This window comes from Kitasatospora humi, assembly GCF_020907985.1.
Lineage (GTDB): Bacteria > Actinomycetota > Actinomycetes > Streptomycetales > Streptomycetaceae > Kitasatospora > Kitasatospora humi.
This window is the reverse complement of record NZ_JAJJPA010000025.1, coordinates 35991-60789: the sequence shown is the minus strand read 5'-3', so window position 1 is coordinate 60789 and position 24799 is coordinate 35991. Positions and strand designations below refer to the sequence as shown.

The following is a 24799-nucleotide window of genomic DNA, read 5'->3' as shown; positions in this document are numbered from 1 at the left end:
GGTGCTGGCACCGGTCGTGGCAGCGGTGGCACCGGTCGTGGAAGTTGAGGTACCGGTCGTGGCGGCAGCGGCGCCAGTAGTGGAGGTGGGGTTTCCGGTCGTGGAGGTGGGGTCACCGGTCGTGGAGGCGGGGTCACCGGCCATGGAAGTGGAGGTCGCAGCCTTGGTGTTGGGGGTCGCGGTGATGGTCGCGGCCTCGACTGCGTCGGCGTCTGCGGCCTCAGCCGACACGGGACGCGGTTCGGCGGGTACGGCGGACATCGCGGAAATCTCCTTCCGAGGCTTGACCGCGCGCCAGATCACGTCCGGCGAAGTGGCGGAAGACGTCGTCGAGGCTGGGGTCGGGGTGTTCCGGGGCCTGTTCACGGACCCAGGACTTCAACTCCTCCGGCGTGCCCAGAGCGCGGATCTTGCCGCGGTCCATCAAGCCCAGCCGGTCGCAGTACTGGTCGGCCTCGTCCATGTAGTGGGTGGTGACCAGCACGGTCATGCCGGTCGCGCGGCGGACCGCGTCGATGCACTCCCAGACGCTGGTGCGGGCGATCGGGTCGAGGCCGATGGTGGGCTCGTCCAGCACCAGCAGGCGCGGCGCGCTGACCAGGGCCTGCGCGAGTTCGAGGCGGCGGACCATACCGCCGGAGTAGGTGCCGCACATCCGGTCGGCGGCCTCGGTCAGGTCGACCGCGGCCAGTGCCTGGGCCACCCGCTCGGCCCGCTCGGCATGCGGCACGTCGAAGACCCGGGCGAACAGCGCGACGTTCTCCCTGCCCGTCAACCCCGCTTCGGCGGACAGTTGCTGGGGCACGTACCCGAGCAGTCGGCGGACCTCCATCCGGCGGCGCGCGGTGTCGTACCCGAAGACCTGGACCATGCCGCTGGGCACCGGGAGCAGCGTGGTGATGGCGCGGATGGTGGTGGTCTTGCCGGCGCCATTGGGGCCGAGCAGGCCGAAGACCTCGCCGGTACGAACGATGAGGTCCACGCCGTCGACCGCCTTGGTGCTCTTGCTGCGGCGCCCATGGAACGAGTACTCCAGGCCACGGCAGACCACGGCTTCGGAGGAAGCGCCGGCGTCGGGAGCAGGGCCCGGTGCGGCGGTGGGCGAAACCGCAGCGGTGACGGTGGCCGCGTGGGACGTGTTGGCCGCATGGGACCCGTTGGTCGCGTGGGACCCGTTGGTCGCGTGGGACCCGTTGGTCGCGTGGGACCCGTTGGTCGCGTGGGACGCGTTGGTCGCGTGGGACGCGTTGGTCGCGTTCTCGGTACTGGTCATCGGGCGTCCTCCCCTAGCTGGGCTCGCAGGCCGTTGGCGACGCCGCGCAGCGCGGGCAGCGCGGCGGCGAGCGCTGCCTGGTCGGAAGTGGACAGATCGGCCACCACAGTCTCGATCAGCGCCGCACGCTTGGCCCGCCAGGCACCGATCCGCTCGACGGCCTCGTCGGTGGCGAACAGCCGGGCAGCCCGGCGGTCGGCCGGGTCGACCTCGCGCTGCAGCAGCCCCTGGGTGACCAGCTGATTGACCAGAGTGGAGACCGAGTTCCCGGCGAGGCAGAGCTCCTTTGCGGCATCCGAGACTCGTAGCCCGGGGGTGTCCATCACCAGCCGGAGCAACTCGACATGGGCGCCGCGCAACCGCGGCTCAACCTGCCCTTGGCGCAGCTTGCGGCGTACCAGGCGCTGTATGCCTACGAGCAGCGCGCTGAAGTCGTCAGCCAGGGCCGTGTCAGTGGGCCCGGGAGACGCGGCGCGAGGGATCGTCATATGGGCAGCTTATCTCTCATTGAGAGCTAACTGTCGAGCCAATGAGCGGAGGGGTAGTAATGGTGGGCATTAATACGCTGCGACCGACGGACTAATAATGGGCAGCATTACGTCCGCCCGCACCGAGCAGGAGAACGCCCCTGAACTGCGGCGAAGGCGGAGGCCGCCACCCGCGCACCGGAAGCGCATCGGGGACAACGAACTCACGCGGCCCCCACTGGTTGAACCGGATCGACTCCGGTCCTTCCGCCGCCCGAGGGGACGTCCGACGGCGCAAGACGGCGGGCGCCCGCTGTGGCCGAGCTGGTTAATACTGCGCATTATTAACCAGCCGCACTTCTGAGGCCAATGCGCCACCCGGAAGCCCGGCGCCCCGGCTTCCACGCCGCCCCTGCACCGGCTTCTTGCCCAGCTGCCGACGGGGCCTTCAGCGCCGCAGGCGTTACTAATGGGCATTATTAATGCAGCCCATCAAGCCCACCTGCCCGCTCCCCGCCGCCACCATTGCTAATGGGCATTATTAATGCGGCTCCCTCACCCCAGCGGCGCACTGTGCCAGCGATCGAACGCCCGCCGCCCCGGCTGCTCCGGCAGGTCGGCACGGCCGGTGGCCCAGCGCAGGGTGGCCCATGGGTCGGCGCCCACCGCGACTTCCGGGAAGAGGCGGGCGAGGGCCCGTGCGCAGGGTCCCGTCGGCGGTGCCCACTCGACACCGAGACCGCGCACCACGTCTTCCGTGTGCACCAGGGCCTCGACCACACCCATCGCCGCGAACCCCTCCGGATCCGACACCCCGTAGGCGTGGAAGGCCCGCACTGTCGGTGCGGCGGTGCGCACCATCGCCGTCAGCACCGCGCCGGCAGCCTCAACCACCTCCACCAGCGCCGCCGGGCCGGCCTCCCGGTCCACCGAGATCGCCAGCGGCGGCGCATCCGGCCGGCTCCGTCGCCAACCCAGCTGCACGAAGTGGTCCAATGGCGGCCGCACCGGGCCCAATTGCAGGGCATAGGCGAACAGCCCGTCAGCCAGGTGCTCGATCGTCTCCCAGCAGTCCCAGCTCAACTCCCCCGCCGGCACCGACCAGTCGGCCGCCGAAAGTGGAGTCAGCGCTCCGACCGCCGAGCGCACCGCGACTTCGAGGTCCGCTGCCGCGCGCCCCAGCACGTCATGATCATCAGTAGTCATGGAGCGGACCGTACAATCCGGCGTGATCCCACTGCGAGCCGGTTTTCCACCCGGCTCCTGGCAACCTACCCGGCTTCCCGCAGCGCGTAGCAGTGCACCGCCACCACCTGGCCGTCGGGCCATCGCTGATCGGCAGTCATCAACCGCTGCCAGCCTTGACGTTCATACAGTTCGATGGCCGCACCATTGGTCGTCACCACATCGAGGACCGGCCAGAGACCTGCCGCACGGACGTAGTCGACGGCGGCGGCGAGGAGTCGGGCACCCAGACCATGGCCGCGCGCCGCCGGGGCGACATAGAGACGGCTCAGCGCCCCGGTTCGGTCCGCTGTCCGACCGGTCCGTTCGGCCCAGACGTGCGCCGCCGAGGAAGCGACCCCCGGGGCCAGCGCCGCATGGCCGACCACCGCGCCGTCCGGCGCGACCGCCACCCAGCAGGCCAGTTGGTCGTCCTCGGCCAGCCAGTCGGCGGGCCGATCGGGCCAGACCATCGGATATCCATCGGCCTCGTGCACCTCAGCCAGCGCTCGTACGCAGCCGTCCAGGTCGGCCGATTCCCGGCGCCGCACCCGGTATTCGCTCTCCACCACGTCCCCCACTCGCCCCTGCCTCCCACTCGCCGTCAGCCACGCACCACAAGATCCAGCAGCCCCGGAAAACGGGCCTCGAACTCGGCGCACCGCAGCCGGTTGACCCGCTTGGCGCCGTCGTCCCGCTGCTCGATCAGTCCTGCCGACCGCAGCACCGCGAAGTGGTGGCTGAGCGCTGCCTTTCCGACCGGCACGTCGAAACTACCGCAGGCCCTTGTCCACTCCGGTGACCCGGCCAGCTCACGCACGATCCCGAGCCGCACCGGATCCGCGAGCGCCGCGAAGACGGCCTGCACCGGAACGTCGTCGGGGTGGGTGTGTTCAGGTTCCGCGCGGTGACCCATGACTCTCCTCCCTGGGCTTCCCTCTTGGCTTCCGGACCCTTGGCTGCGGCTTCCGCCTCTTGCCGAGTGTTCGATCAAGTCCGTACACTCAAAGTGTTCGATACCCATTGAACACCCAGGGGCTACCCGTCCTCAATGACGGGCGCTCACAACGGAGGGAAGAGGCGAATGCGCGCGATCGTGGTGGAGGAGTTCGGCGGCCCCGAGGTTCTGCAGCTCACCGAGCTGCCGGTGCCCGAGCCGGGTCCCGGACAGGTGAGCATCGATGTTGCGTACGCGGGCGTCAACTTCGCCGAACTGAAGGCTCGTGGCAGCGGCTACCGCGTCCCGTCGCTGCCGTTCCAGCCCGGTCTGGAGGTCTCCGGTCGGATCCGCGCCGTCGGCGAGGGCGTCCCCGAGGCCTACGGCCTGCGACCCGGCCTGCCCGTTGCCGCGCTCACCCGGTTCGGCGGCTATGCCGAGGTCGCGGTGGCCGACGCCGACACGGTCTTCGCCCTGCCCGAGGGCGTCTCCCTGCGCACCGCGGCCGCGCTGCCGACCGTGCTGCCGACGGCACACGCCCTGTTGCACGAGATCGGTCGGCTCCAGCCCGGTGAGTCGGTCCTGGTCCAGAGCGCGGCGGGCGGAGTCGGCGGTGTCGTCGGCCAGTTGGCGAAGCTGGCGGGAGCGGGCCGGGTGCTGGGCGTTGTCTCCGCCCCGGCGAAGGCGGAGTACGCGTTGAAGACCGGTTACGACCACGTGCTCGTGGGCGCCGAGTTCACCGCCCAGGCCGTGCGCAGCCTGACCGACGGGCGGGGCGTGGACCTCGCGCTGGACTCGGTGGGCGGCGACACCTTCCGCGAGAGCCTGGCCGCCCTCCAGACCTTCGGCCGCCTGATCTCGTTCGGCAACGCCGGCGGGGGCACCCCGTGGCAGGTGGGCCAGAACGACCTCAACCCGGGCCGGACCGTCGCTGGGATGTCCATCCTGGAACTGTCCCAGCGCGACCCCGACGAGCTGCGCGCCCTCACCGCCCGCGCCTTCGCCCTGGTCGCCGATGGCTCCGTCGATCCGCTGATCAGCGCCGAACTCCCGCTGGCCGAGGTCGCCGAGGCGCACCGCCTGATCGAATCCCGCACCACCACCGGCAAGTTGCTGCTGCGGGTGGCGGGCGAGTAGTACGGACACCGACGGGCCGTCGGACCGCGGCCATCGGGCGCCACACGGTTCGACGGCCCCTCGCCCGGGCCCGTATTCGAAGCACAGGGGCGTCAGCGCGACTGGATCTGGTAATCGCTGACGCCCCTGCCGCCGTGCGGACGTGGATCCGCCGGGCCCGGACTCAGGTCCACTGCTCCGACGGCTTGACGCCCGGGAGGGGCTTGCCGATCAGGGCGAGCGGGATGAAGAAGTTGACCTGGCCGATCGCGAGGGCGAGGGTGACCAGGGCCTTCTCGTCGTAGTGCTCGGCGGCGCGGGCGAAGAGCGCGTCGGGGACCCGCTCGCCGTGGATGGCGGGCTGGAGCACGGCCTCCACCAGGGCCAGCGCCACGGCCTCGCCCTCGGTGAAACAAGGGGCGTCCTGCCAGGAGGCGACCGCGTCGATGCGCTCCTGCGACTCCCCGGCCGCACGCAGGCTCTTGGTGTGCAGCGCGGTCAGGTAGGTGTTGCCGACGATCTGGCCGGCCCGCAGCTGGATCAGGTCAACGGTGCTCTGCGGCACCGAACCGTTGCCGACGGCCTTGGACAACGCGCCGCCCGCCACGCCCAGTTCGGGAACCAGCCTGGCTGGGTTGGGCAGGCGCGAGGCGGTCAGCTTGTCGGCGGCGGCGCTGGTGGTGCTCTCAACAGCCATGGCGGTCTGTCCTCCGGTCGTTGCGGTTGTCGTTGCCTTCACTGCCTCGACGGACCGCAGCGGCCGGATGTGACAGACAACCGGAAGGAATTCCGTGCGCGGTCCCACTCGGTGCGGCCGGTGGGGGCGGCGCGGTACTCGCGCAGGTCTGCGGGCTGTGCCCAAAGGTCTCAGGCGTAGCAGCCTTGGTGCCCGGGCGGTTGGCTACTCCATCAGCTTTCCGCAGGTGCACTAGCTTGCTGCCGTCGCCCGGAACCAGCAGGGAGAGTCGCAGATGCCCCGAGACGCGCCGTACCTTGCCGTAGCCGACGCGCTGCGCACACGGATCCTTCGGGGAGAGTGGCCGGTTGGCCAGCGGCTGCCGTCCCGGGCGCGCCTGGCCGAGCAGTTCGGAGTCGGGCGGAACGTCACGCAGCGGGCCATGGAGCGGCTGATCGTCGAGGGCCTCCTCGAAGGGCGGGCGGGCTCGGGCACCTACGTCCGGACGCCGCGCGAGCGCCTGCTGATGGTCCGCTCGCGACATCGCGCCGGCTCCCGCACGGGCCTGGCCGAGCGCGGACGAGCCAGTGCCTGGGACGCGGACAGCCGACTGCGCGTGCCCGCCACGGAGGAGATCGCCGAGCGGCTCGCGATCCGGCCCGGGGACCTCTGCGTGACCACGCACTACGAGTTCCTCGCCGATGGCCAGCCCGTGCAACTCTCCTGTTCCTGGGAGCCGATGGCGATCACCGCAGGCACGCCGATCCTCCTGCCCGAGCAGGGCCCGCTCGCGGGCAGGGGGGTGGTCGAGCGGATGCGCTCCATCGGCGTGCGGGTCGAGACCGTGGTGGAGGTGCCGCGTCCGGCTCGTGCCACTCCAGCACAGGCGCACCTGCTGGGGATCGGGCCCGGGGATCTGGTCCTGGCGATCGAGCGGACCATCTACGACACCGACGGACGGCCGGTGGAGACCGCCGACATGGTCATCCCGGACCGACACCGAGCAGTGGTCTACGAGTTCGGGATCGTCCAGCCGTCCTAACTGAAACGGCAGTTCGGAGATCGATGTGACTGGCATGCCACGGCCCTCCCGGTTCGGGCTGCTGCGCGACCCGGATTTCGGTCGGCTGTTCGCCGCCACGGCGCTCGGTCAACTCGGCGACCGGATCGCCTTCCTGGCACTGCCACTGGTGGCGATCACGGCCTTGCGGGCGGATCCCTTCCAGGTCGGTCTGCTGACGGCGATGACCACGGCCGGCTCCCTCCTGGTCGGACTGCCGGCCGGCGCCTGGGTGGACCGGATGCGGAAGCGAACGGTGATGATCGGCGCGGATCTGGTGCGCGCGTTGGTCCTGCTGGCGATACCGCTGGCGTGGTGGGCCGGCCGCCTGACGGTCTGGTGGCTCTACGCGATCGCGCTGGTGCACGGCGTGCTGACCGTCTTCTTCGATGTCGCATATGTCAGCTATCTGCCGCACCTGGTGGGGCGCGGCCGGCTGGTCGAGGGCAACTCACGGCTCTCGGCGATCCGCTCGGTGACCAGTATCAGCGGCCCGGTGGTGGCGGCCCCACTGGTCGGCGCGGTCAGCGCCCCCGCGACGCTGCTGGCAAGTTCGGCCGGGATGGCCCTGTCCGGCCTGCTCGCAGCCACCATTCGCGCTCAGGAGTGCAGGCCGGAGCCGACCGGGAGTCCCCGGCTGCGCCTTGAGGTCACGGAGGGGTTGAGGTTCGTCGCCCGACATCCCGCGTTGCGCGCGATCGTCTTGGGGGACGCGGTCTTCAACCTCTTCCTGGTGATGTACCAGACGATGCTGCTGGTCTTCCTGGAGCGGGAGTTGGGCCTCGGCGCCTTCGCTGTGGGCCTGGTCCTCTCGGGGATGGGCTGCGGTGCCCTGCTGGGCGCCCTGGTGGCCGCGCCGGTCGCTCAGCGGGTGGGCCGGGGTCCGGCCATCTGGCTCGCGCCGCTCGTCACTTGCCCGTTGACGGTGCTGATGCCAGTGGTCCGGCCCGGTGGCGGTGTGAGCCTGTACGTGGCAGCTGTCGGCCTCGCGGCGCTGTCGCTGGGCGGAGTGGTCCGAGTGGTGGCCCAGTCGAGCCTGCAGCAGGCCCTCACCCCGGACCGGTTGCTGGGCCGGGCGAGTGCGACGGCGCGGTTCGTGTCCTGGGGCGGTCTGCCGCTGGGTGGCCTCCTGGGCGGAGCGTCGGGCGCCGCCTTCGGAGCGCCGACCACCCTGTGGATCGGTGCGTTCGGCATGACGCTGAGCTTCCTGCCCGCGTTCCTGTCGCCCCTGCGCAGTAGGACCGCGCCCACCCCGTCTGACGAGGGTGGGCGCGACGGCGGCCCAGCCGACGACCGTCAGCCCAGCGAAGCGAGGTAGGCGCCCGCCTTCTCCGGGTCGAAGAACCAGTTCTCGAAGTCGGCCGCGTCGTCGAAGCCGTTGGCGAACCGGTCGGCGACCGGCTGGAGCCGGCCGGCGGCACCGATCAGGTTCAGCACGTGCTCGGGCGGCGGGGCGAGCATCGCGTTGGTCCACTTGGTGACCGGGCCGGCGCCCGTCCAGTAGCGGTCGAAGGCGGCCTGCATGAAGTCGCGGTCGAAGGGACGGTCGCCGTGGGCCAGGATCGCGTCCAGGTAGACGGCGGCGCACTTGGCGGCGTTGTTGGAGCCCTGCCCGGTGATGGGGTCGTTGGCCACCACCACGTCTGCGACACCCAAGGCCAGGCCGCCACTGGGCAGTTCGGCGATCGGGTTGCGCACCACGGGTGCGTAGCGGCCGGCCAGGGTGGCACCGGCGTCGGTCAGTTCGACACCGCCGAGGGTGCGCTCGTACTCCCAGGGCGTGAAGGCCTTCATGAGCTCCAGGGTCAGCCGCAGGTGCTCGCCCGGGTCCTTGACGTCACCGAAGACGTCCAGCGGCCCGCCGGGGATGCCCTCCCAGAAGATGATGTCGCACGGGCCGGAGACGGTGAGTGCCGGAATCATGAACAGCTCGCCGACGCCCGGGACCAGGTTGCAGCGCACCGCCTTGAAGTCGTGTTCCGGGCGCGGGCCGAGGCCGTGCACATAGGCGACGGCGAGGGCGCGCTGCGGGGTGGAGTAGGGCGAACGGGAGTCATCGCGGCCGAACATCGAGACCAGCTCGCCCTTGCCGGCGGCGACCAGTACCAGGTCGAACCGGCGGCTGAAGTAGTCCAGGTCGGAGACGGTGACTCCGTGCACCACGACCTTGCCGCCGCGCTGCTCGAAGGCCTCCAGCCAGCCCGCCATCTTGATCCGCTGGTCCACGGACTGGGCGTATCCGTCCAGCTTCCCGACCCAGTCGATCACCCGCTGGGACTCCGGGCCGGCCACCGAGACGCCGAGGCCCTCGACTCTCGGAGCTGCCTCCTCCCAGAAGTTCAGGCCGAGTTCACGCTCGTGGCCGAGCGCGGTGGTGAACATGCACTGGGTGGAGAGCACCCGGCCGTCGCGCACCTCACCGGCGGTGCGGTTGGTCATCACCGTGACGTCGTAGCCGTTGGCCTGGAGGCCCAGTGCGAGCTGGAGTCCGGCCTGACCGGCGCCGACGACAAGTATCTTGCGCAAAGCTGCCTGCCTTCTTGCGAGGTGTTGCTGAGGAAGTGGTGGAAGGTGAGCTGAGGGCCGTCAGCCTACGGGGGCCGGCTCGGCGGCCAGCGCGTGCACCACCAACTGGACCAACACGTCGACGACGGAGTCGCGTTGACGTGCGTCGAAGATCACCACCGGCACGTGGTCGGGCATGGCGAGCGAGTCGCGCACCGCCTCCGGCGAATACACGGGGGCGCCGTCGAACTGGTTGACCGCGACCACGAACGGCAGGCCGCTGCCCTCGAAGTAGTCCAACGCCGGGAAGGAGTCGGCCAGTCGGCGAGTGTCCGCCAGCACCACGGCACCGACCGCGCCACGGACCAGGTCGTCCCACATGAACCAGAACCGGCCCTGACCCGGCGTGCCGAACAGGTAGAGCACCAGGTCGGATTCCAGGCTGATCCGACCGAAGTCCATGGCCACGGTGGTGGACGTCTTGTTCGGGACGGCCGCGGTGTCGTCGATGCCGATGCTGGCCTCGGTCATCACCGCCTCGGTGGTGAGGGGCGGAATCTCGGAGACGGAGCTGACGAAGGTGGTCTTGCCGACGCCGAAACCGCCCGCCACCACGATCTTGGTGGAGGTGGCGGTACCGGTCGGCAGCGGCACGCCGGGAGGCAGCGCACCCTGCCGGGGCGCGCCGAGCGGCGCGTCAGAGCTTGCGAAGTCCACCGAGTACCCTTTCCAGCACGTCGCGCTTGCCCGACACCGCGGTTCCGGTGCCCAGCGGTTCGGCCGAGTCGTCACCGTGAACCCGCACCCGTCCCTGCTCGGCGAGGTCGCTGACCAGCACCTTCACCACTCCGAGCGGGATCTGCAGCAGCGCCGAGATCTCGGCGATGGAACGCATCTGGCCGCGTGTCAGGTCGCAGATGTCGGCGAGCTCCGGCAGGCTGCGGTCGGCCGGGTCCGCCGGGCGATTGAGCGCCGACACGAGGGTCTCGACCAGCAGCACCCGCCCGAACCGGGTCCGGCCGCGGGTGATGGTGTACGGCCGCACTCGGGAGGAGCGCCCTTGGTCGGCGCGGCCGCGGTCGGCGCGCAGGCCGTGCCCACCCCCCGGGCCGACCTCGTTCACGGGGATACCGCTGTGCGCGGTGCCGGACATGCTTCCCACCTCCGGGGAACTGTTGCTCATCGGACCGCCAGCGTCCGGCGGAGCTCGCTGCGCACCTGGGGCGTCAGGGCGTGGCCGGCGCGCTCTACCAGCAGCGACATCTGGTAGGCCAGCACGCCCAACTCGCAGTGGAGCGAGGCGTACACTCCGAGGCAGGAGCCGTCGCTGATGGCCATCACCACCACATGGCCCTCGTCCATGGTGACCATGGTCTGCTTGACCGAGCCGTACTCGATCGCCCGGGCCAATCCACCGGCCAGACTCGTCAACGCCGAGACGATGGCCGAGAGTTCGTCGGGCTTGCGACCCTGCTGGGACTCGGCGAGCAGCAGACCGTCGGCGGAGACCACCACGGCCTCGACCACCCCCGGCACCTGACCGAGGAAGTCGCCGAGCAGCCAGCGGACATTCATCGCGGCCTGGCTGAGCGGGAGTTGGGACACCGCCTCATGCGCCGGCAGGTCGGGCTGGGCTGGGGCGAGATGGTAGTCGAAGTCACTCATCGGTTCTGTCCCTCGGATCCCTCGGGAGCGGACTCTCGGGCTGCCTGGCGCAGCCCGCTCTGGAAGCCGCCGAGTCGGCGGCGCAGCTCTTCGGCGGAGGTGCGCGGGCGGGCCGACGCGACCTCCGCGTCGGCGGCGCCCGGGCCGGCACTCGTCGCGTCCGGCCTGGTCCGTGCCGGTGGTGGCGGTCCGGCGACCCGGCGCAAGCCGGAGAGTGGGGCCTCACCGGTGCCCGGCAGACCATTCGAGCGCGGCACTCGACGCGGCAGGTCCGGCACGGTCGTCTGCCGGCCCTCGGAGCGCAGGTGCCGGATCGTCAGCTGTTGGGTGGGCTGGTCCAACGGGCGGTCCGCACCGGCCGGTTCGACGGCAGGCTCAGCGACGGCGGGCTCAGCGACAGCAGGTCGCACACCAGCAGGCTCGGCACCGGCGGGCTCAGCGACAGCAGGTCGCACACCAGCAGGCTCCGCTCCGCCAGGCTCGGCGACGGCGGGCTCAGCGACGACAGCGGTCTCGGACGCGGACTCGTCGGTGCCGGACCCTGCAACGGCGCCCTCGGCCGTGCCCGTTGTGGCAGCGCCAGTTGCCGCCGCAGCGGGCGCGGCGGCGTGCGCGGGCCGCCGCCGGGGCAGCGCGGGCGGCTCGCCGCTCCCCGAGGCGGGTGCCCCGGTCGACACGGACGCCCCAGGGGACACGGACGCCCCGGTCGGCACGGGCGCCGCGATCGGCACGGGCACGGTCGTCGCAGCCGCGGCCTGGACGGCCCGCTGCTCCGCCATGCGCACCTGCGCCGCCGCAGCGGCCGCACTGCGCTCGGCCTGCCGCTGGTCGTCGAGGTCGGCGGTGCTGACGTCGTCCTGGTGCAGCGCCCCACTCGGCAGCACAACCATGGCGGTCACCCCGCCCCCTTGCCCGTTCTCGCGCAGCTGCACCCGCAGGCCGTGCCGTGCGGCCAGCCTGGCGACCACGAACAGGCCCATGCTGCGCCCGGTCCGTGCACCGGCCATCAGCTTGTCCCGACGCTCGGCCGGGTCCTTGGGCAGTTGCTCGGCGAGTTGCTCGTTGAGGGCGCGCATCCGGTCCGGCGGGAGGCCGATGCCCCGGTCGTTGACCGAGATCATCAGTTCTCCGTTGTCCAACAGCCAGCCGCCGACTTCGACTTGCTCCTGCGGAGGCGAGAACGCGGTGGCGTTCTCCAGCAGTTCGGCGAGCAGGTGACTGGTGTCGTCGGCGACCGCGCCGCTGAGTCGGACGGCGGCCAGGAAGCCGAGCTTGACCCGCTCATAGCGCTCGATCTCCGAGACCGCGGCGCGCACCACGTCGAGCAGGGTCACCGTCTTGCGGCTGCGCTGGCTGTTCTCCAGGCCGGCGAGCAGCAGCATGTTCTCGCTGTTGCGGCGCATCCGGGTGGCCAGGTGGTCGAGTCGGAACAGGTTGTCCAACTGCGTGGCGTCGGCCTCGCGCTCCTCCAGTGTCTCGATCAGTACCAGTTGGCGCTCGACCAGGGTCAGGGTGCGCATCGCGAGGTTGACGAATGTCGCGTCCACGCTGCCTTGGAGGTCATCGCGTTCCTTCTCGAGCCCGTCGCGCTGGGCGAGCAGTACGGCGTACTCCTGGCGGAGTCTCTCCAGCCGCTCCACGGCGGTGGCGTGGGCGGCGGCGGCCTCGTTCCACTGCTCGGTCAGATCCTGTTGCTGCCGCTGGAGCTCCTCGTAGCTTCGGAGCAGGCGCTGGTGTTCGGCGGTCTGCGCGTGGAGTTGGCACTGCTGGGCCTCGCGCTCGCTGTCCAACCTGGTGCGTTCCGCCAGCAACCCGGCTCGTTCGTCGAGCACTTGGGACAGATTTCGGGCGGCCTGGTCGCGGGCCCGTTCCAGTGGGCGGGCGGTGACCCGGCGGACCGCCACCACCGTGGCGCCGAGCAGCACCACGGCCGCGCCGGCGGTCCAGGCTTCGGTGCCGCCGGAGTCGGCGGAGCATCCGGCCAGGGTCGTCAACCCGGGTAGCACGAGCAGGGTCCTGCGGAGGCGACGTGGAAGCCGGTCAGAACGGCCGGGTAGCGCGGGCTTCTCACGCGCGATCCTCATGGGCAATGGTGCTCTCAATCTCGCCAGCTTTGAGCATCACGGCCTCTACCCGGCCCTGATGTCATCCTTGGACAGTCGGCCGCACCCCCATCCGCCGCTGACACCCGCAGAGTGAAGCGTAGAACCCCTTCGAGAACAAGATCAACTCTTTCACGAGTCTTTAACCCTCTCCCTGGTGACTCCCCGCACACTCCACGTTTCCGCAGGTCACCGACGCATCACAGCAAGTTGGCACAAATACCCCACGCAACTCGACGTGACAGACATCACATCCTGACATGCTTGAGTCTTGGACTGTGGACTGACGGAAAGCCAAGGGCTGGTCGCGACCGTGCGAACGCGGTCCGACCAGCCCTCAGTTCGCCTTCAGCGTTTCACACGGCCGTCACGGCCATCACTCCCAAAACGGTCATCACGGCCGTCACGGCCATCACGGCCATCACGAAAGCAAGCCATGTTTCCGCAGGCCTGGCCGGCGGCGTCAGCGGCAGGCCTTGCCGTTGGTCGAGGAGCTGACGCGATCCAGCGTCAGGTACCCGTGGTCAGACGCCAACTCATGGTCGTAGCACCCGCCGTCGGCGGTGCTGCCCAGGTAGTGCTCGTTCGAACTGCCGTCGGCCTGGACCACGGTGCCGTTCTGCCGCTCCAGAACGCCTTGGGAGTTCAGCCGGTCGTCGGTGAACGCCTGCTGCTGCCAGGCACCCTGGCTGTGCCGCGTCTGGTCGGTCAGCTCACGTGCCACCGACACCTGGCCGGTCACCAGGAAGCTGTCCGACCCGCTGCCGGGGGTGTAGCTGCTGGTCACGTCGAGCGGGTAGGACCAGGTGGTGCGGTGCTGCTGGGGCTGACCGTGCCCGTCGTCGGTGCTGACGACGTTCCAGCCACTGTCCCGCTGGCTGGTCACCTGGTTCTGACCCCGGTTGGCGAGGGTGTCGGTGTTGCGGTACTCGCCGTGGTGCTCGACCGTGGTGGTGATCCGGCCGTGCGAGGTGTCGACGTAGCCGGCCACCGTCCAGTCGCGGCCCGCGGTGACGGTGATCAGGTCGCTGCCGTCGGACTGCTTCTGCTCAGTGGTGTTCACCTGCGGTGCGGCGGCGATGGTGTCGGTGGTGACCGCACCGCTGGTCTGGGCGCGCAGCGGGTCGGTGGTCAGGAAGAGGCTGCCGTCCAGGGTCCAGGAGTCGCTGATGCCGGCCGGCGGCAGCAGTGTGACGCTGTGCGGGCGGCCGTCGGTCAGGGTGCCGGCGAACGGCGTGAGGTCGACGTCGTAGGGCTGGGTGCGGAACGCGTCGATGCTGGGGATCGGCCGCCACATCAGCGGGCTGATCCCGCCGGTGTAGATGACCGGGAACGGCTGCACCGTGCCGGCGAGCCGCCCGTCCACCAGCACCTGCACCTCGCGGTAGGTGCCACCGCCGCACATGCCGTAGTCAGGGTGAGCCGCCGCGTAATCGTCGGGGACGTTGGAGTACCAGAACTCCTCACAGCCGCCACCGCGGGCGTAGACCTGCAGGCGGGCGCCGGTCAGGTTGCGCGGGAACACCAGGTTCGCGGTGGCGCTCTGGCCCTTCCCGAGGGTCCACCAGCCGGGCGCGGTCGTCGACTGCGAGACGGGGAGCACCTGATCGGCGGTGGCGGCCGGCGCGTTGTCCCGGTCGGCCTGGTAGTAGGTGACCGTCATGGTCATGTGGTAGACGCCGGTGTAGGTCGAGTTGACGATGTTGCCGAGGTCGACCACCACCGGCTGCTGGGTGCGCAGCAGTGGTGTGAAGGCGGTGAGGTCCTGGTCCACGTGCCAGCTGATGCCGGCCGGGTCGGGCTCCGGCGTGCTGGTCCGCAGCACCTCGGCGCCGCCGATCCAGACGCCGGCCAGCCGGTCGTACTGGCGGCCCGCGACGCTGCCGGACCAGTCGAGCACCACCTTGGACCACGGCCCGGGACAGTCGGCGGGCGGGGTGAGGGTGCCGGTGAAGGGCTGGCCGTAGCTGTTGGCGAAGTCGTGCTGCATGGCGGTGACCGTGCAGTGCTTGCCGCTCGGGCGGCTGATCGGCGGCAGTGCGGTGACCGGGTCGCCGTAGTTGGTCTCGACCCGCCCGGCCCTGGGAGCGGCGGGTGCGGCAGCGGCCGAGGAGGCGGCGTGCGTGGTGGCCGAGGCGGCGGTCGGCACGCCCAGCGCGGCGGCCGCGGCCAGGGCCAACGCGGTGACGGCGCGCCCGAGGGAGCGGCGGGGGAAGGATGGTGTGAGCACGGCTGGCATGTACTCACGCACTGCTGATCACTGTCAAGGGTCTTGTCGCGCCCGGTTGTTGACCGTGCGATTGCTCTGACAGCGCTCGGCGCCCGCGGTCCGTGGTGGACTGCGGGCGCCGTCGAGGTGGTTCGATGCGCTGCTCACCCTGCTCAGGCGACTCAGAACCGGCCGTGCGGGCCCATGCGCTGCTCAGAACCGCCCGTGCGGACCCATGCGCTGCTCAGAACCGGCCGTGCGGGCCCATGCGCTGCTCAGAGTCGGTCGTGCAGCTGCGCCGCGAGCGCCCGGCACCAGTGCGCCAGCTCGGTCCGCCCCTCCTCCGCGCCGCCGCGCAGTGCGCTCACCTGCTCGTCGCTCAGCCGGGTGGGTCCCTGGATGGCCAGCAGCTGGCCCAGCTCGTCGAGCAGCACTGCGAGCCGTTCGGCGTCGATGTGCTCCACGCTGGTCGCCGGCTCCATGTGGTGGCCGAGGGTGACGGAACCAGGCATCACGGACTCCCTTCGCTCGCCCCTCCGTCCACGGTACGACCAGCCCGAGGGGTGGCGCACCCGGCGACGCCCGGTCAGCTCCGCGCCCGCCGTTCCGTGCTCACCACCACGCAGACCGCCGCCACCACGATCGCACCGCCGACCAGCTCCGCCGCGCTCAGCCGCTCTGCCAGCACCAGCCAGCCGAGGAAGACCGCGACCACCGGATTGACGTAGGCGTAGGTGGCGACCAGCCCGAGCGGCGCGTTCTGCAGCAGCCAGGCGTAGGCGGTGAAACCGACCAGCGAGCCGACCACCACCAGGTAGGCCAGCGCCAACCAGGAGCGGGTGGTGATCGCACTCAGGTGCAGTTGGTGCTGCTCGCCCCGGGCCAGCGCCACCAGCAGGCAGCCGAAGCCGCCGATCAGCATCTGGTAGGCGCTCGCCACCAGCGCGTTGGCGGGCCGCGGCAGCCGGGTGCCGACGAACGAGCCGACCGCCCAGCTGAGCGATGCCGCCATGATCAGCAGCACTCCGCCGAGCGAGACCTTGCCGGTGATACCGGGCAGCGACAGCACCACCAGCCCCACCAGGCCCAGCAGCACCCCGAGCAGCCGTGCCCACCCCGGCCGCTCCCCCACCGACGCCTTCAGCACCACCACCCAGATCGGCACCACGGCGACCAGCAGCGCGGTCAGCCCGGACGGGACGCTGCCCTCGGCGATCACCACCAGCCCGTTGCCGCCGACCAGCAGCAGCACCCCGACCAGTCCGGTGGCGGCCAGCTGACGTCCGCTCACCCGCAACGCGGCGGGCCCCAGCCGCCAGGCCAGCACGGCGAGCAGCAGGGCGCCGGCGAGCAGGAACCGCGTGGCGCCGGAAAGCAGCGAGGGCATGCTCTCCACCGCGATCCGGATCCCGAGGTAGGTCGAGCCCCATACCACGTAGACCAAGGCCAGCGCGGTCCAGACCGCACCGGATATCCGGACGGGTGCCGTCCCCGTGGGGGCCTCCTGCCTCGTCCCGACCGACGTCATGTGCATCTCCCTGCTTCGGTGCTGTGATGATCCGAGTCATGACAGCGCATCCGGTCGACTTCCGCCAGTGCACACCCCGCGCACGCCCCTGTCGAACCGCCTGGGCGGGCGAGTAGCGTGCCAGTGACGGTGGCGCCCGCCGGCGCTCGCCGTCCGAGGAGGCACCGACCGTGTCCGACCAGCTGCCGTTCTTCGTCTACGGGACGCTCCGCCCCGGCCTGCACAACCACGCCCGCTACCTGGCGGGCCGCTGCACCCGGATCCGCCCGGCCGTGCTGAACGGGGCCGCACTGCACGACGGCCCCGGCTATCCGTTCCTGCTCCGCGACCCGGCCCACCGGGTGGTCGGCGAACTGCTCACCCTGCGGGCAGCCCAGTACCCGCGGCTGCTGGCGCTGTTGGACGAGCTCGAGGACTGCCGACCGGACGGCACCGGCCTCTACGTGCGCGAGCGGCTGCCGGTCACGCTGCGCGGGACCGGGCGCGCCGAACCCGCCTGGGTCTACCTCGCCGGCCCGGCGGCCGCCGCCCGGCTGCGCGAGCGCCCCGCCCTGATCGCCTCCGGCGACTGGATGCCGACCAGCTGAACCGCCACGGCTTTCGCAGTGCGCCCGGGCCCGGCGAGGTGTAAAGAGGAAGCGTGCCTGTCCCGCGGCGATCCACCGCTCTCGCCCGGCCACGGCGCTCCGGCCGCGCCCTGGTGTGCCTGCCGCTTGGGCTGATCCTGGTGATCACGGTGGTGGACATCCTGTCCCCGCCGTCCATACACCTGGGCCCCCTCCTCGTGGTGGCGCCCGCCCTCACCGCCTCGTTCGCCGGCGCCCGGTTGACCGCCCTGGTGAGCGCCATCGCGGTGGCCGCGCTGTTCCTGATCGGCGTCCTGCACGGCGGCCTCACCACCTCCAACCACGAGAGCCAGATCGTGGCACTCGTCGTGGTCTCGGCGCTGGTGGTGGCCTTCCGGGCGCTGCGCGAGCGGCACGCCCGCGAGCTGACACAGGTGCGGTCCGTCTCCGAGACGGCGCAGCGGGTGCTGCTGCGCCCGTTGCCCACCCGGATCGGCCCGCTACGGATCGCCTCGATCTACCTGGCCGCCGAGGCCGAGGCGCAGATCGGTGGGGACCTGTACGCCGCCTCCCGGACCGTCAACGGCACCCGGCTGATCGTCGGCGACGTGCGGGGCAAGGGGCTGACCTCACTCGGCGAGGCCGCGCTGCTGCTCGGTGCGTTCCGGGCCGCCGCCCATCTCCAGGCCTCGCTCCCGGAACTCGCCGCCTACCTGGACGGCAGTGTCAGCTGGGACCTCGCCGCGGCCGCCGACGGCGACCCGCCGGACGAGGACGAGACGTCCGGGCCGGTGGTCCACGACGCCGCCGAGTCGTTCATCACCGCGGTGATCCTGGACATCCCGGACGACGGCTCGCAGATCCAGATCATCAACTGCGGGCATCCGCCGCCGCTGCTGCTGCACCACGGGCGGGTGGCCACGCTGGAGGTCCGCCGTCCGGCGCCGCCGCTGGGCCTGGGCGGGCTGCTGGAGACGCAGTACCAGGCGGACTCGTTCCCGTTCTCGCCGAGCGACCGGCTGCTGCTCTACACCGACGGGGTGATCGAGGCCCGGGACGAGGCGCGGTCCTTCTACCCGCTGACCGAACGGATCCGCGCCTGGACCAGCGAGCGGCCGGCCGCCCTGCTGCAGCATCTGCACCGCGATCTGCTGGAGCACGCGGGTGGGCGGCTGGGGGACGACGCGGCGATGGTGGCCGTGGAGCGAGTGCCGAAGACCAGTCGGCGGTGACAGCGGTTCCCGTCGCGGGAGCCCGGTGGACACACCGTTGCATGCTCTACGGTGAGCGTCGAACGAGGCACGGCATCGACCCGACGGAGGCGGTCACCGGTGACGACAGCGGCGCAGGCGGAGCCGGACTTCACGCCGGAGCCGGACTTCACCCCCGAGCAGCTGGCCCGCGGCCGGGCCCTGCGCCGGGCCCAACTGCCGTGGCTGCTCGGTGGGCGGCTGGCCGGGCTGGCGCTCTCGCTGGTGCTGGGGCTGACCCCGGCCGGGGCGCGGCTGGTGGCCTGGGCGGGCGGAGTGTTCGGCGGCTCGTGGGCGGCCCAGGTGCTGGCCGGGGCGACGGCCCTGATCCTGCTGGGGCAGCTGCTCGTGGTGCCGTTCAACGCCCGGGTGCGGGTGATGCGGGCGCGCTACGGCCTGGTCACCCAGGGCTGGGGCGGCTGGGCGGTGGACCTGCTGCGCGGCTTGCTGCTCACGCTGGCCCTGATGCTGCCCGCCGCCCTCGGCATCTACGCACTCACCGGCTGGTCCACGGGCTGGTGGTGGCTCCCGGCGGCGGGGGCGGCGGCGCTGCTCACCGTGCTGTTCTCGTTCCTCTTCCCGCTGCTGGTCGAGCCGCTCTTCAACCGGTTCCGTCCGATGCCGGAGGGTGAGCTGCGCAGTGCGCTGCTCGGCCTGGCCGAGCGCGACGCGGTGCGGGTGCGGGAGGTGCTGGTCGCGGACGCCTCGCGGCGGACCACCGCGCTGAACGCCTACGTCTCCGGCTTCGGCGCCACTCGCCGGATCGTCGCCTACGACACCCTGCTGAGCACCGCGGCGCCGCGGGAGGTGGAGTTGGTGGTCGCCCATGAGCTGGGCCACGTCAAGCACCGCGATGTGCCGCGCGGCACGGTGCTGGGCGCGGTGGGCGCCGCAGTGGCGGTCGGTGTGCTGGGCCGGCTGATGTCGCTTGACCCGCTGCTCCGGTCCGCCGGGGTGCCGGATGTCGCCGATCCGCGCTCGTTGCCGCTGCTGGCCGCCTGCTTGGCGCTGCTCGGCGCGCTCGGCGGTCCGGTGCAGGCCGCGGTGAGCCGGCGGATCGAATCGCGGGCCGATCGGCATGCCCTGGACCTGACCCGGGACCCGGAGCAGTTCATCGCGATGCAGCGCCGACTCGCGCTCACCAATGTGGCCGACGTGGACCCGCCCCGCCTGCTGGAGTTGCTCTTCGCCACCCATCCGAGCACCGCGCGGCGGATCGCGGCCGCGCGAGCCTGGGCACCGACGACCGGTCATTGAGCTGAGAGAGGACCAAGATTCCATGGACACCTGGCAGTTGATCGACGCCCCGATGGTCGAGGCACCCGACGGGTCGACGGTGCGACCGCTCGGCGCGCTCCCCGGAGCGGCCAGCATGGCCCGCTTCGAGCTGGCGCCCGGCGCGGTCTCCCGGGCCGTCTCGCACGCCACCGTGCAGGAGTTGTGGCACGTGGTGGGCGGCTCGGGTGAGTTGTGGCGCCGTCGAGCCGCCGACGGCCACTCGAAGACCACCGTGCTGCGCCCCGGCGTCACGGTGAGCATTCCGCTCGGCGTCGCCTTCCAGTTCCGCGCCGATCCCGATGCCGCCCTGCTGATCGTCGCCGCCACCATGCCGCCTTGGCCGGACACTGCGGACGAGGCACGGCCCGAGCAGGGGCCGTGGCTGCCGTCCATCCCTCCCGAATCACGTTGACCCGCGGGTTCCTCGTCCGCCACGCTGGCCCCGCGAACCAGGAGAGGTGAACCGTGATCCAGCGCCGGGGACTTGACCAGGATGGGCTGATGCTGCGCGAGGGGTCGCTCACGCGCGTGACGGCGGAGTACGTGCCGGTGGTGGCGGCGGTGCGGGAGGCGGTGACGGCGGCGTTCGGGCCGGAGCTGCTGCACAGTGCCTACCTCTACGGCAGCATTCCGCGCGGCACGGCGGTGGCCGGGCGCTCGGATCTCGACCTGCTGCTGGCGCTGCACCGGGAGCCGACCGACGCCGACCGGGCCGGCGCGGACGAGCTGCTCGCCGCCCTGCAGGCCCGTTGCCCCCAACTCAACGGCGGCGGCGTGCTGTTGTTCAGCACCGAGCGCCTGCTCAGCGACCTGGAGCGGTACGACCTGGCCTGGTTCCTGGCCTGCCTGTGCACACCGCTGCTCGGGCCGGACCTCGCCGAGCGCCTCCCCCGCTACCGACTGGACGGCGTGCTGGCTCGGGAGACCAATGGCGACCTCGCCGACTACCTCCCGCGCTGGCGGGCGCGCGCGGCGGCGGGCGCCGAGTTGACGACACTCAGCCGGGGCGCGGCGCGCAAGGTGGTGCGCACCGGGTTCACCCTGGTGATGCCGCGGTGGCAGGGCTGGACCAGCGATCTCGCGGAGTCCGCCGACGTGTTCGCGCACTACTACCCCGAACGCGGGGCGCAGATGCGGGCCGCCGCCGGGATCGCCCGCGCGGGCAGCCCGGATCCGGCTGATCTCGCGCTGCTGGTCGATGAGTTGGGTCCCTGGCTCGCGACGGAGTACACGGCGGTCCACGGCGTCAAGACGCCCCGGCCGTAGCCGGCGCGACCGCCGCCGCACTGGCCGCGCCGACAGCGGGCATGGCGGCAGGTGCCGTGGCCCGTGCGGCGGCAGGTGCCGTGGCCCGCGCGTAGTGACGGGACGCCTTGGCCCGAGCGGCGGCAGGCCTTGGCCCGTGCGTAGTGACGGGACGCCTTGGCCCGAGCGGCGTCAGGCCTTGGCCCGTGCGTAGTGACGGGAGGCCTTGGCGCGGTTGCCGCAGGTGGCCATCGAGTGCCAGCGGCGGGTGCCGTTCTTCGAGGTGTCGTGGAAGTACAGGATGCAGGAGGGGTGGGCGCAGGAGCGGATCCGGCCCGGCGCCTCGACGAGCATGCGCAGGTAGTCGGCGGCGGCCGCCCAGGCGGGCAGCCAGGCCGGGGCGTCGACCTCCACCTGTTCCGCCGGGCCGTCCTCGGCGAGCGAGCGCCGGACCGAGCCGTGGGCCAGCACGGAGTTCAGTTCGGCTCGCAGTTGCGGCCCGTCCTCGCCGTCGACCAGGCGCTTGATCACCTCGCGGGTCAGGACCAGCGCGTCACGCGTCGCATCATTGGCGGGCACCTGGTCGGCGAAACCGTTGGCGCGGAGCCAGAACGCCAGATCGTCCACTGAAGCCAGCAGATCGCGCGGGTTGCCGCCGTTGTTCCACCGCGTGTTGAGCAGATCGACCACGAGCGGCTCATCCGGCAGCGGGCGGGGGTCCTGCGGTACTGCCTCCTCGGCCATCGACACTCCGTCCTGACTGGTCTGCTGACTGCCTCTGCGGACGATTCTAACCGGCTTCGAACAGCAAGCCGGTTGACTCCTTTCGTGGCTAACCCCCATACTCATTTCACTGGTTAGTTCGGAGCCGCTCCGGACCTCGCAACAAGGGGGTTTTCCATGACTCAGGTAGCCACACAGCCCGGGACCGCCACGCCGGCCGCCATCTTCAAAACCGGTCACATCGGCCTGAACGTCACCGACTTGGACCGCTCGCGCGCCTTCTACCAGCAGGTCTTCGGGTTCGAGGTGGTCCGCGACGACCCTGAGGGACGCTTCGTCTTCCTGGGGCGGGACAGCCGGCCGCTGATCACGCTCTGGCAGCAGAGCGAGGGACGCTTCGACACCGCGGCACCCGGCCTGCACCACCTGTCGTTCGAGGCCGAGAGCCTGGAGCAGGTTCGCGCCGTCGAACAGGTACTGCGCTCCCTGGGGGCCGAGTTCGCCCATGACGGTGTGGTCCCGCACGGCGAGGGCTCCGACTCCGGCGGGCTCTTCTTCACCGACCCGGACGGCATCCGCCTGGAGATCTACACCCCCGCCGGGTTGGCCGGCGAGCACACCCACGCCCCCAATGCCGCAGGCACTCCGACCTGCGGTTTCTTCTAAGCCCCCGCGGCCGGACGGACACGATGACCGGGACGGACGCCATGGACGCGACCAGGACGGACACCATGGAGACGCACCCGCCACGCGCCACCGCCGAGAGCGGCGAGCAAATGGTCCGCCGCCGGGCCGGGTTCGACCGTCCCGGCTACTCCGGGCCGACCAAGCACCGCCGGATCCCGGCGGTGGCCGCCGAGTTCCTCACCGCGCAGCCCATGCTGCTGGTCGGCGCGGCCGATGCGGACGGGCGGATCTGGGCGAGCGCACTCGCCGACCGGCCCGGGTTCCTGCGGGCCCGACCAGGGCTGGGCGATGAGCCCGACGCCGTCACCATCGCGGCCCGTCCGACCCCGCACGACCCGCTGGCGGCGGTGCTGGGCGGGTCCACCCGGGTCGGCATGATCGCCTTGGAGCCGGCCAGACGGCGTCGGATGCGGATGAACGGGCGCGCCACTGCGACCGGCGACGGACTGCACGTGGCGCTCGACCAGGTCTTCTCCAACTGCCCCAAGTACATCCAGGCCCGCGGCTTCGACCTGCTCGCCCGCCAACCGGGCCCGGTGCGGCGCACCAGCCAACTGACGCTGCCGCAACAGCTCTTCGTCAACAGCGCGGACACCTTCTTCATTGCCACCGCGGACCGCGCGGGCGACCTGGACACCTCGCACCGCGGCGGTCTCCCCGGCTTCGTCGAGGTGCTCGGGCCAGGGCGGCTGCGCTTCCCCGACTACGCGGGCAACGCCATGTTCGCCACCCTGGGCAACCTGGCCGAGAACCCGGCCGCCGGCCTGCTCTTCATCGACTGGGACACCGGCACCACCCTACAACTCACCGGGACCGCCCGGATCGACTGGGATCCCGCCCACTCCGCTCAAGTCCCCGGCGCCCAACGCCTGGTGGACTTCACCGTGGCAGGCGTGGTGGAGTCGGTCGCCGCCCTGCCCCTGACCTGGAGCGACCCGACCTATTCGCCTTTCAATCCTCGTGCAGAAGGCGGAAGTTGAGTGATGCGGGCCTGCCAGCCGGCGGTCACCAGCAGAGCGAAGCCGGCGCAGCTCATCGCGCCTGCCGCCGAGCCGAGTTGGGCAACCGCACCGAAGAGCACCGGCCCCACACCCTGGATGGTCATCATTCCGGCCGCCAGCAGGCCGAACGCCTGCCCCTGACACTCGGCCGGAACCGCAGCGAGGAAAGGGCGTTGCAGACCGAGGCCGTACGCGAAGCCGAGGCCCGCGACCAGCAGCAGCACGACGGCGGTGGCCGGCCCCGGCCGCAGCCAGAACGCGGTCAGCGGCAGGCCCAGCAGGGCGGTCAGCGGCGCGACCAGGCGCTCCCGGGACGCGGGGCGCAGCCACCGGCCGACGATCAGGTCTCCGATGATCATGCCCGTCGCAAGCGCGCCGAGCAGCAGGCCGGCGTCGCCGAACGGCAGCCCGCACTGGCCGATGTAGGGCACGATCAGGCCCTCGGCACCTGCGGCAAAGGCCGGTGGGAGCCACTGGGCGAGCAGCACGATGCGGGTCCGGGGCGCGGCGAGCAGAGCGCGTGCCCCGCCCCAGCTGCTGCGGACCAGCGCGGTGCGCTCCCCCGCTGTCTGACTGCGGCCGCCCGCGGTGTTCGGAAGCCGCAGCCGGACGGCCAGCGCGGCGAACAGGTAGCCGCCGCCGCTCACCAGCAGCGCACCACGCGGACCGATGCCGCCCACCACCGCCCCCGCACAGGCCAGGCCCAGCAGTTGGGCACCGGCCGTCGCCATGGTGTTCAATGATCGACCCACCACATAGGCATCACCGGTGAGTTCGGCCGCGACCAGGCGGCTGCCGGCCGCACTGGACACCGGCGCCAGGGCTGCCACCACCGCCACCAGGACGAGCGCCGCACCGACCGGTAACCGCACGAACGCGGGAACCGCCGCGGCGCAGGCGGAGAGCAACTGTCCGGCGGTGATCAGGAGGCGCGGCCTCCCTCGGTCGGCCAGGGAACCGAGCAGCAGCGAGCCGACCAGCTGGGGGGCGAAACCCGCGCCGAAAGCCAGCCCGCCGAGCAGCGGGGACCGGGTACCGGAGTACACCAGCACGGAGATGGTGGCCATCCGCAGCGTGTCCATGGCCACTCCCAGCGCCCCCGTCCACCAGAGCAGCCGGAAGACGGGCCGGGCCAGCACCTCCCGGTAGCCGACCCGTCGCACCGGTCCGCTGCTCAACGCCTCGCCGCCGCGCACTGGTTCGCCGTCGTTCCCTGGTTCGTCCGGCACTGCGGCGGTCTCGCTCATCACGCTCGTCATGTCCGGCAGCCTCCAGTGGGGCAGCGCC

26 protein-coding genes are annotated in these 24799 nt (G+C 71.5%); 10 read left to right on the top strand and 16 right to left on the bottom strand.

Annotated features, from left to right (window positions below):
- Nucleotides 1-220: 220 nt before the first annotated feature.
- From LN042_RS22715 to LN042_RS22695, 5 genes are all read right to left on the bottom strand, one after another.
- Entirely contained in the window at nt 221-1273 is a 1053-nt protein-coding gene (locus tag LN042_RS22715) for an ATP-binding cassette domain-containing protein (protein ID WP_230053149.1), read from the bottom strand.
- Nucleotides 1270-1761 carry a MarR family winged helix-turn-helix transcriptional regulator gene (locus LN042_RS22710; RefSeq protein ID WP_230053148.1) on the bottom strand — a complete coding sequence of 164 codons (492 nt, stop codon included), beginning with the start codon at nt 1759-1761 and terminating at the stop codon, nt 1270-1272. Before LN042_RS22710 ends, LN042_RS22715 begins: the two co-directional genes overlap by 4 nt.
- A 534-nt stretch (nt 1762-2295) precedes the next feature.
- Complete coding sequence (locus tag LN042_RS22705; protein ID WP_230053147.1) at nt 2296-2946, bottom strand: hypothetical protein; 651 nt, start codon at nt 2944-2946, stop codon at nt 2296-2298.
- Between the two features lie 65 nt (nt 2947-3011).
- A complete protein-coding gene (locus LN042_RS22700) occupies nt 3012-3536 on the bottom strand; it encodes a GNAT family N-acetyltransferase (protein WP_230053146.1) in 525 nt (174 codons plus the stop codon).
- A gap of 32 nt (nt 3537-3568) precedes the next feature.
- Nucleotides 3569-3880, bottom strand: coding sequence for an ArsR/SmtB family transcription factor (locus LN042_RS22695; protein ID WP_230053145.1), 312 nt, complete (start codon nt 3878-3880; stop codon nt 3569-3571).
- A gap of 168 nt (nt 3881-4048) precedes the next feature.
- Between LN042_RS22695 and LN042_RS22690 the strand changes: the two genes are divergently transcribed.
- Nucleotides 4049-5038 carry a quinone oxidoreductase family protein gene (locus LN042_RS22690; protein WP_230053144.1) on the top strand — a complete coding sequence of 330 codons (990 nt, stop codon included), beginning with the start codon at nt 4049-4051 and terminating at the stop codon, nt 5036-5038.
- A 163-nt stretch (nt 5039-5201) separates the two neighbouring features.
- Here the strand turns inward: LN042_RS22690 and LN042_RS22685 are convergent, their stop codons facing one another.
- A complete protein-coding gene (locus LN042_RS22685; protein WP_230053143.1) occupies nt 5202-5714 on the bottom strand; it encodes a carboxymuconolactone decarboxylase family protein in 513 nt (170 codons plus the stop codon).
- Nucleotides 5715-5988: 274 nt separating this feature from the next.
- Here LN042_RS22685 and LN042_RS22680 point away from each other — a divergent pair, with 274 nt between their 5' ends.
- Nucleotides 5989-6735, top strand: a complete 747-nt coding sequence (locus LN042_RS22680; RefSeq protein WP_230053142.1) for a GntR family transcriptional regulator — start codon at nt 5989-5991, stop codon at nt 6733-6735.
- A gap of 34 nt (nt 6736-6769) precedes the next feature.
- The gene (locus LN042_RS22675; protein WP_230053141.1) at nt 6770-8071 is read left to right on the top strand and encodes an MFS transporter; all 1302 of its coding nucleotides are present in this window, start codon (nt 6770-6772) and stop codon (nt 8069-8071) included.
- On the opposite strand, the gene LN042_RS22670 is transcribed toward LN042_RS22675, so the two are convergent.
- The 8 genes from LN042_RS22670 to LN042_RS22635 form a co-directional block, all read right to left on the bottom strand.
- Entirely contained in the window at nt 8050-9279 is a 1230-nt protein-coding gene (locus tag LN042_RS22670) for a styrene monooxygenase/indole monooxygenase family protein (RefSeq protein ID WP_230053140.1), read from the bottom strand. The genes LN042_RS22675 and LN042_RS22670 overlap by 22 nt on opposite strands.
- A 60-nt stretch (nt 9280-9339) precedes the next feature.
- On the bottom strand, nt 9340-9975 hold the full coding sequence (locus tag LN042_RS22665) for a GTP-binding protein (RefSeq protein ID WP_230053139.1): 636 nt from the start codon (nt 9973-9975) through the stop codon (nt 9340-9342).
- Nucleotides 9956-10411, bottom strand: a complete 456-nt coding sequence (locus tag LN042_RS22660) for a DUF742 domain-containing protein (protein WP_230053138.1) — start codon at nt 10409-10411, stop codon at nt 9956-9958. Before LN042_RS22660 ends, LN042_RS22665 begins: the two co-directional genes overlap by 20 nt.
- A gap of 26 nt (nt 10412-10437) precedes the next feature.
- Nucleotides 10438-10923 carry a roadblock/LC7 domain-containing protein gene (locus tag LN042_RS22655; RefSeq protein WP_308191852.1) on the bottom strand — a complete coding sequence of 162 codons (486 nt, stop codon included), beginning with the start codon at nt 10921-10923 and terminating at the stop codon, nt 10438-10440.
- Nucleotides 10920-12929, bottom strand: a complete 2010-nt coding sequence (locus LN042_RS22650) for an ATP-binding protein (protein ID WP_230053137.1) — start codon at nt 12927-12929, stop codon at nt 10920-10922. Before LN042_RS22650 ends, LN042_RS22655 begins: the two co-directional genes overlap by 4 nt.
- Before the next feature lie 559 nt (nt 12930-13488).
- Nucleotides 13489-15255 carry a peptide-N4-asparagine amidase gene (locus LN042_RS22645; RefSeq protein WP_230053136.1) on the bottom strand — a complete coding sequence of 589 codons (1767 nt, stop codon included), beginning with the start codon at nt 15253-15255 and terminating at the stop codon, nt 13489-13491.
- A 254-nt stretch (nt 15256-15509) separates the two neighbouring features.
- Nucleotides 15510-15746, bottom strand: a complete 237-nt coding sequence (locus LN042_RS22640; RefSeq protein ID WP_230053135.1) for a hypothetical protein — start codon at nt 15744-15746, stop codon at nt 15510-15512.
- Nucleotides 15747-15820: 74 nt separating this feature from the next.
- Nucleotides 15821-16762 carry an EamA family transporter gene (locus LN042_RS22635; protein WP_230053134.1) on the bottom strand — a complete coding sequence of 314 codons (942 nt, stop codon included), beginning with the start codon at nt 16760-16762 and terminating at the stop codon, nt 15821-15823.
- A gap of 170 nt (nt 16763-16932) precedes the next feature.
- Here LN042_RS22635 and LN042_RS22630 point away from each other — a divergent pair, with 170 nt between their 5' ends.
- The 5 genes from LN042_RS22630 to LN042_RS22610 all read left to right on the top strand — a co-directional run bounded on the left by LN042_RS22630 (nt 16933) and on the right by LN042_RS22610 (nt 21122).
- Nucleotides 16933-17349 (top strand): gamma-glutamylcyclotransferase family protein, encoded by a 417-nt coding sequence (locus LN042_RS22630; protein ID WP_230053133.1) that lies wholly within the window; start codon nt 16933-16935, stop codon nt 17347-17349.
- A 53-nt stretch (nt 17350-17402) separates the two neighbouring features.
- Complete coding sequence (locus tag LN042_RS22625) at nt 17403-18560, top strand: PP2C family protein-serine/threonine phosphatase (RefSeq protein WP_230053132.1); 1158 nt, start codon at nt 17403-17405, stop codon at nt 18558-18560.
- A 99-nt stretch (nt 18561-18659) separates the two neighbouring features.
- Nucleotides 18660-19835, top strand: a complete 1176-nt coding sequence (locus LN042_RS22620; protein WP_230053131.1) for a M48 family metalloprotease — start codon at nt 18660-18662, stop codon at nt 19833-19835.
- A 22-nt stretch (nt 19836-19857) separates the two neighbouring features.
- On the top strand, nt 19858-20268 hold the full coding sequence (locus LN042_RS22615) for a cupin domain-containing protein (RefSeq protein WP_230053130.1): 411 nt from the start codon (nt 19858-19860) through the stop codon (nt 20266-20268).
- 56 nt (nt 20269-20324) lie between these two features.
- On the top strand, nt 20325-21122 hold the full coding sequence (locus LN042_RS22610) for a nucleotidyltransferase domain-containing protein (RefSeq protein WP_230053178.1): 798 nt from the start codon (nt 20325-20327) through the stop codon (nt 21120-21122).
- Between the two features lie 171 nt (nt 21123-21293).
- Here LN042_RS22610 and LN042_RS22605 read toward each other — a convergent pair whose 3' ends face one another.
- The gene (locus LN042_RS22605; RefSeq protein ID WP_230053129.1) at nt 21294-21845 is read right to left on the bottom strand and encodes a CGNR zinc finger domain-containing protein; all 552 of its coding nucleotides are present in this window, start codon (nt 21843-21845) and stop codon (nt 21294-21296) included.
- 156 nt (nt 21846-22001) lie between these two features.
- Here LN042_RS22605 and LN042_RS22600 point away from each other — a divergent pair, with 156 nt between their 5' ends.
- Both LN042_RS22600 and LN042_RS22595 read left to right on the top strand, forming a co-directional pair.
- Nucleotides 22002-22490, top strand: coding sequence for a VOC family protein (locus tag LN042_RS22600; protein WP_230053128.1), 489 nt, complete (start codon nt 22002-22004; stop codon nt 22488-22490).
- Between the two features lie 23 nt (nt 22491-22513).
- Complete coding sequence (locus LN042_RS22595) at nt 22514-23491, top strand: pyridoxamine 5'-phosphate oxidase family protein (protein WP_230053127.1); 978 nt, start codon at nt 22514-22516, stop codon at nt 23489-23491.
- On the opposite strand, the gene LN042_RS22590 is transcribed toward LN042_RS22595, so the two are convergent.
- Nucleotides 23452-24771, bottom strand: coding sequence for an MFS transporter (locus LN042_RS22590; protein ID WP_230053126.1), 1320 nt, complete (start codon nt 24769-24771; stop codon nt 23452-23454). The genes LN042_RS22595 and LN042_RS22590 overlap by 40 nt on opposite strands.
- Nucleotides 24772-24799 lie beyond the last annotated feature (28 nt).

What these genes read in the sequence shown, in the direction of transcription:
- LN042_RS22715 (WP_230053149.1), bottom strand. Translation starts at nt 1,273, where the DNA reads ATGACCAGTACCGAGAACGCGACCAACGCGTCCCACGCGACCAACGCG.
- LN042_RS22710 (WP_230053148.1), bottom strand. Translation starts at nt 1,761, where the DNA reads ATGACGATCCCTCGCGCCGCGTCTCCCGGGCCCACTGACACGGCCCTG.
- LN042_RS22705 (WP_230053147.1), bottom strand. Translation starts at nt 2,946, where the DNA reads ATGACTACTGATGATCATGACGTGCTGGGGCGCGCGGCAGCGGACCTC.
- LN042_RS22695 (WP_230053145.1), bottom strand. Translation starts at nt 3,880, where the DNA reads ATGGGTCACCGCGCGGAACCTGAACACACCCACCCCGACGACGTTCCG.
- LN042_RS22690 (WP_230053144.1), top strand. Translation starts at nt 4,049, where the DNA reads ATGCGCGCGATCGTGGTGGAGGAGTTCGGCGGCCCCGAGGTTCTGCAG.
- LN042_RS22685 (WP_230053143.1), bottom strand. Translation starts at nt 5,714, where the DNA reads ATGGCTGTTGAGAGCACCACCAGCGCCGCCGCCGACAAGCTGACCGCC.
- LN042_RS22680 (WP_230053142.1), top strand. Translation starts at nt 5,989, where the DNA reads ATGCCCCGAGACGCGCCGTACCTTGCCGTAGCCGACGCGCTGCGCACA.
- LN042_RS22675 (WP_230053141.1), top strand. Translation starts at nt 6,770, where the DNA reads ATGCCACGGCCCTCCCGGTTCGGGCTGCTGCGCGACCCGGATTTCGGT.
- LN042_RS22660 (WP_230053138.1), bottom strand. Translation starts at nt 10,411, where the DNA reads ATGTCCGGCACCGCGCACAGCGGTATCCCCGTGAACGAGGTCGGCCCG.
- LN042_RS22655 (WP_308191852.1), bottom strand. Translation starts at nt 10,923, where the DNA reads ATGAGTGACTTCGACTACCATCTCGCCCCAGCCCAGCCCGACCTGCCG.
- LN042_RS22640 (WP_230053135.1), bottom strand. Translation starts at nt 15,746, where the DNA reads ATGCCTGGTTCCGTCACCCTCGGCCACCACATGGAGCCGGCGACCAGC.
- LN042_RS22635 (WP_230053134.1), bottom strand. Translation starts at nt 16,762, where the DNA reads ATGACGTCGGTCGGGACGAGGCAGGAGGCCCCCACGGGGACGGCACCC.
- LN042_RS22615 (WP_230053130.1), top strand. Translation starts at nt 19,858, where the DNA reads ATGGACACCTGGCAGTTGATCGACGCCCCGATGGTCGAGGCACCCGAC.
- LN042_RS22605 (WP_230053129.1), bottom strand. Translation starts at nt 21,845, where the DNA reads ATGGCCGAGGAGGCAGTACCGCAGGACCCCCGCCCGCTGCCGGATGAG.
- LN042_RS22600 (WP_230053128.1), top strand. Translation starts at nt 22,002, where the DNA reads ATGACTCAGGTAGCCACACAGCCCGGGACCGCCACGCCGGCCGCCATC.
- LN042_RS22595 (WP_230053127.1), top strand. Translation starts at nt 22,514, where the DNA reads ATGACCGGGACGGACGCCATGGACGCGACCAGGACGGACACCATGGAG.
- LN042_RS22590 (WP_230053126.1), bottom strand. Translation starts at nt 24,771, where the DNA reads ATGACGAGCGTGATGAGCGAGACCGCCGCAGTGCCGGACGAACCAGGG.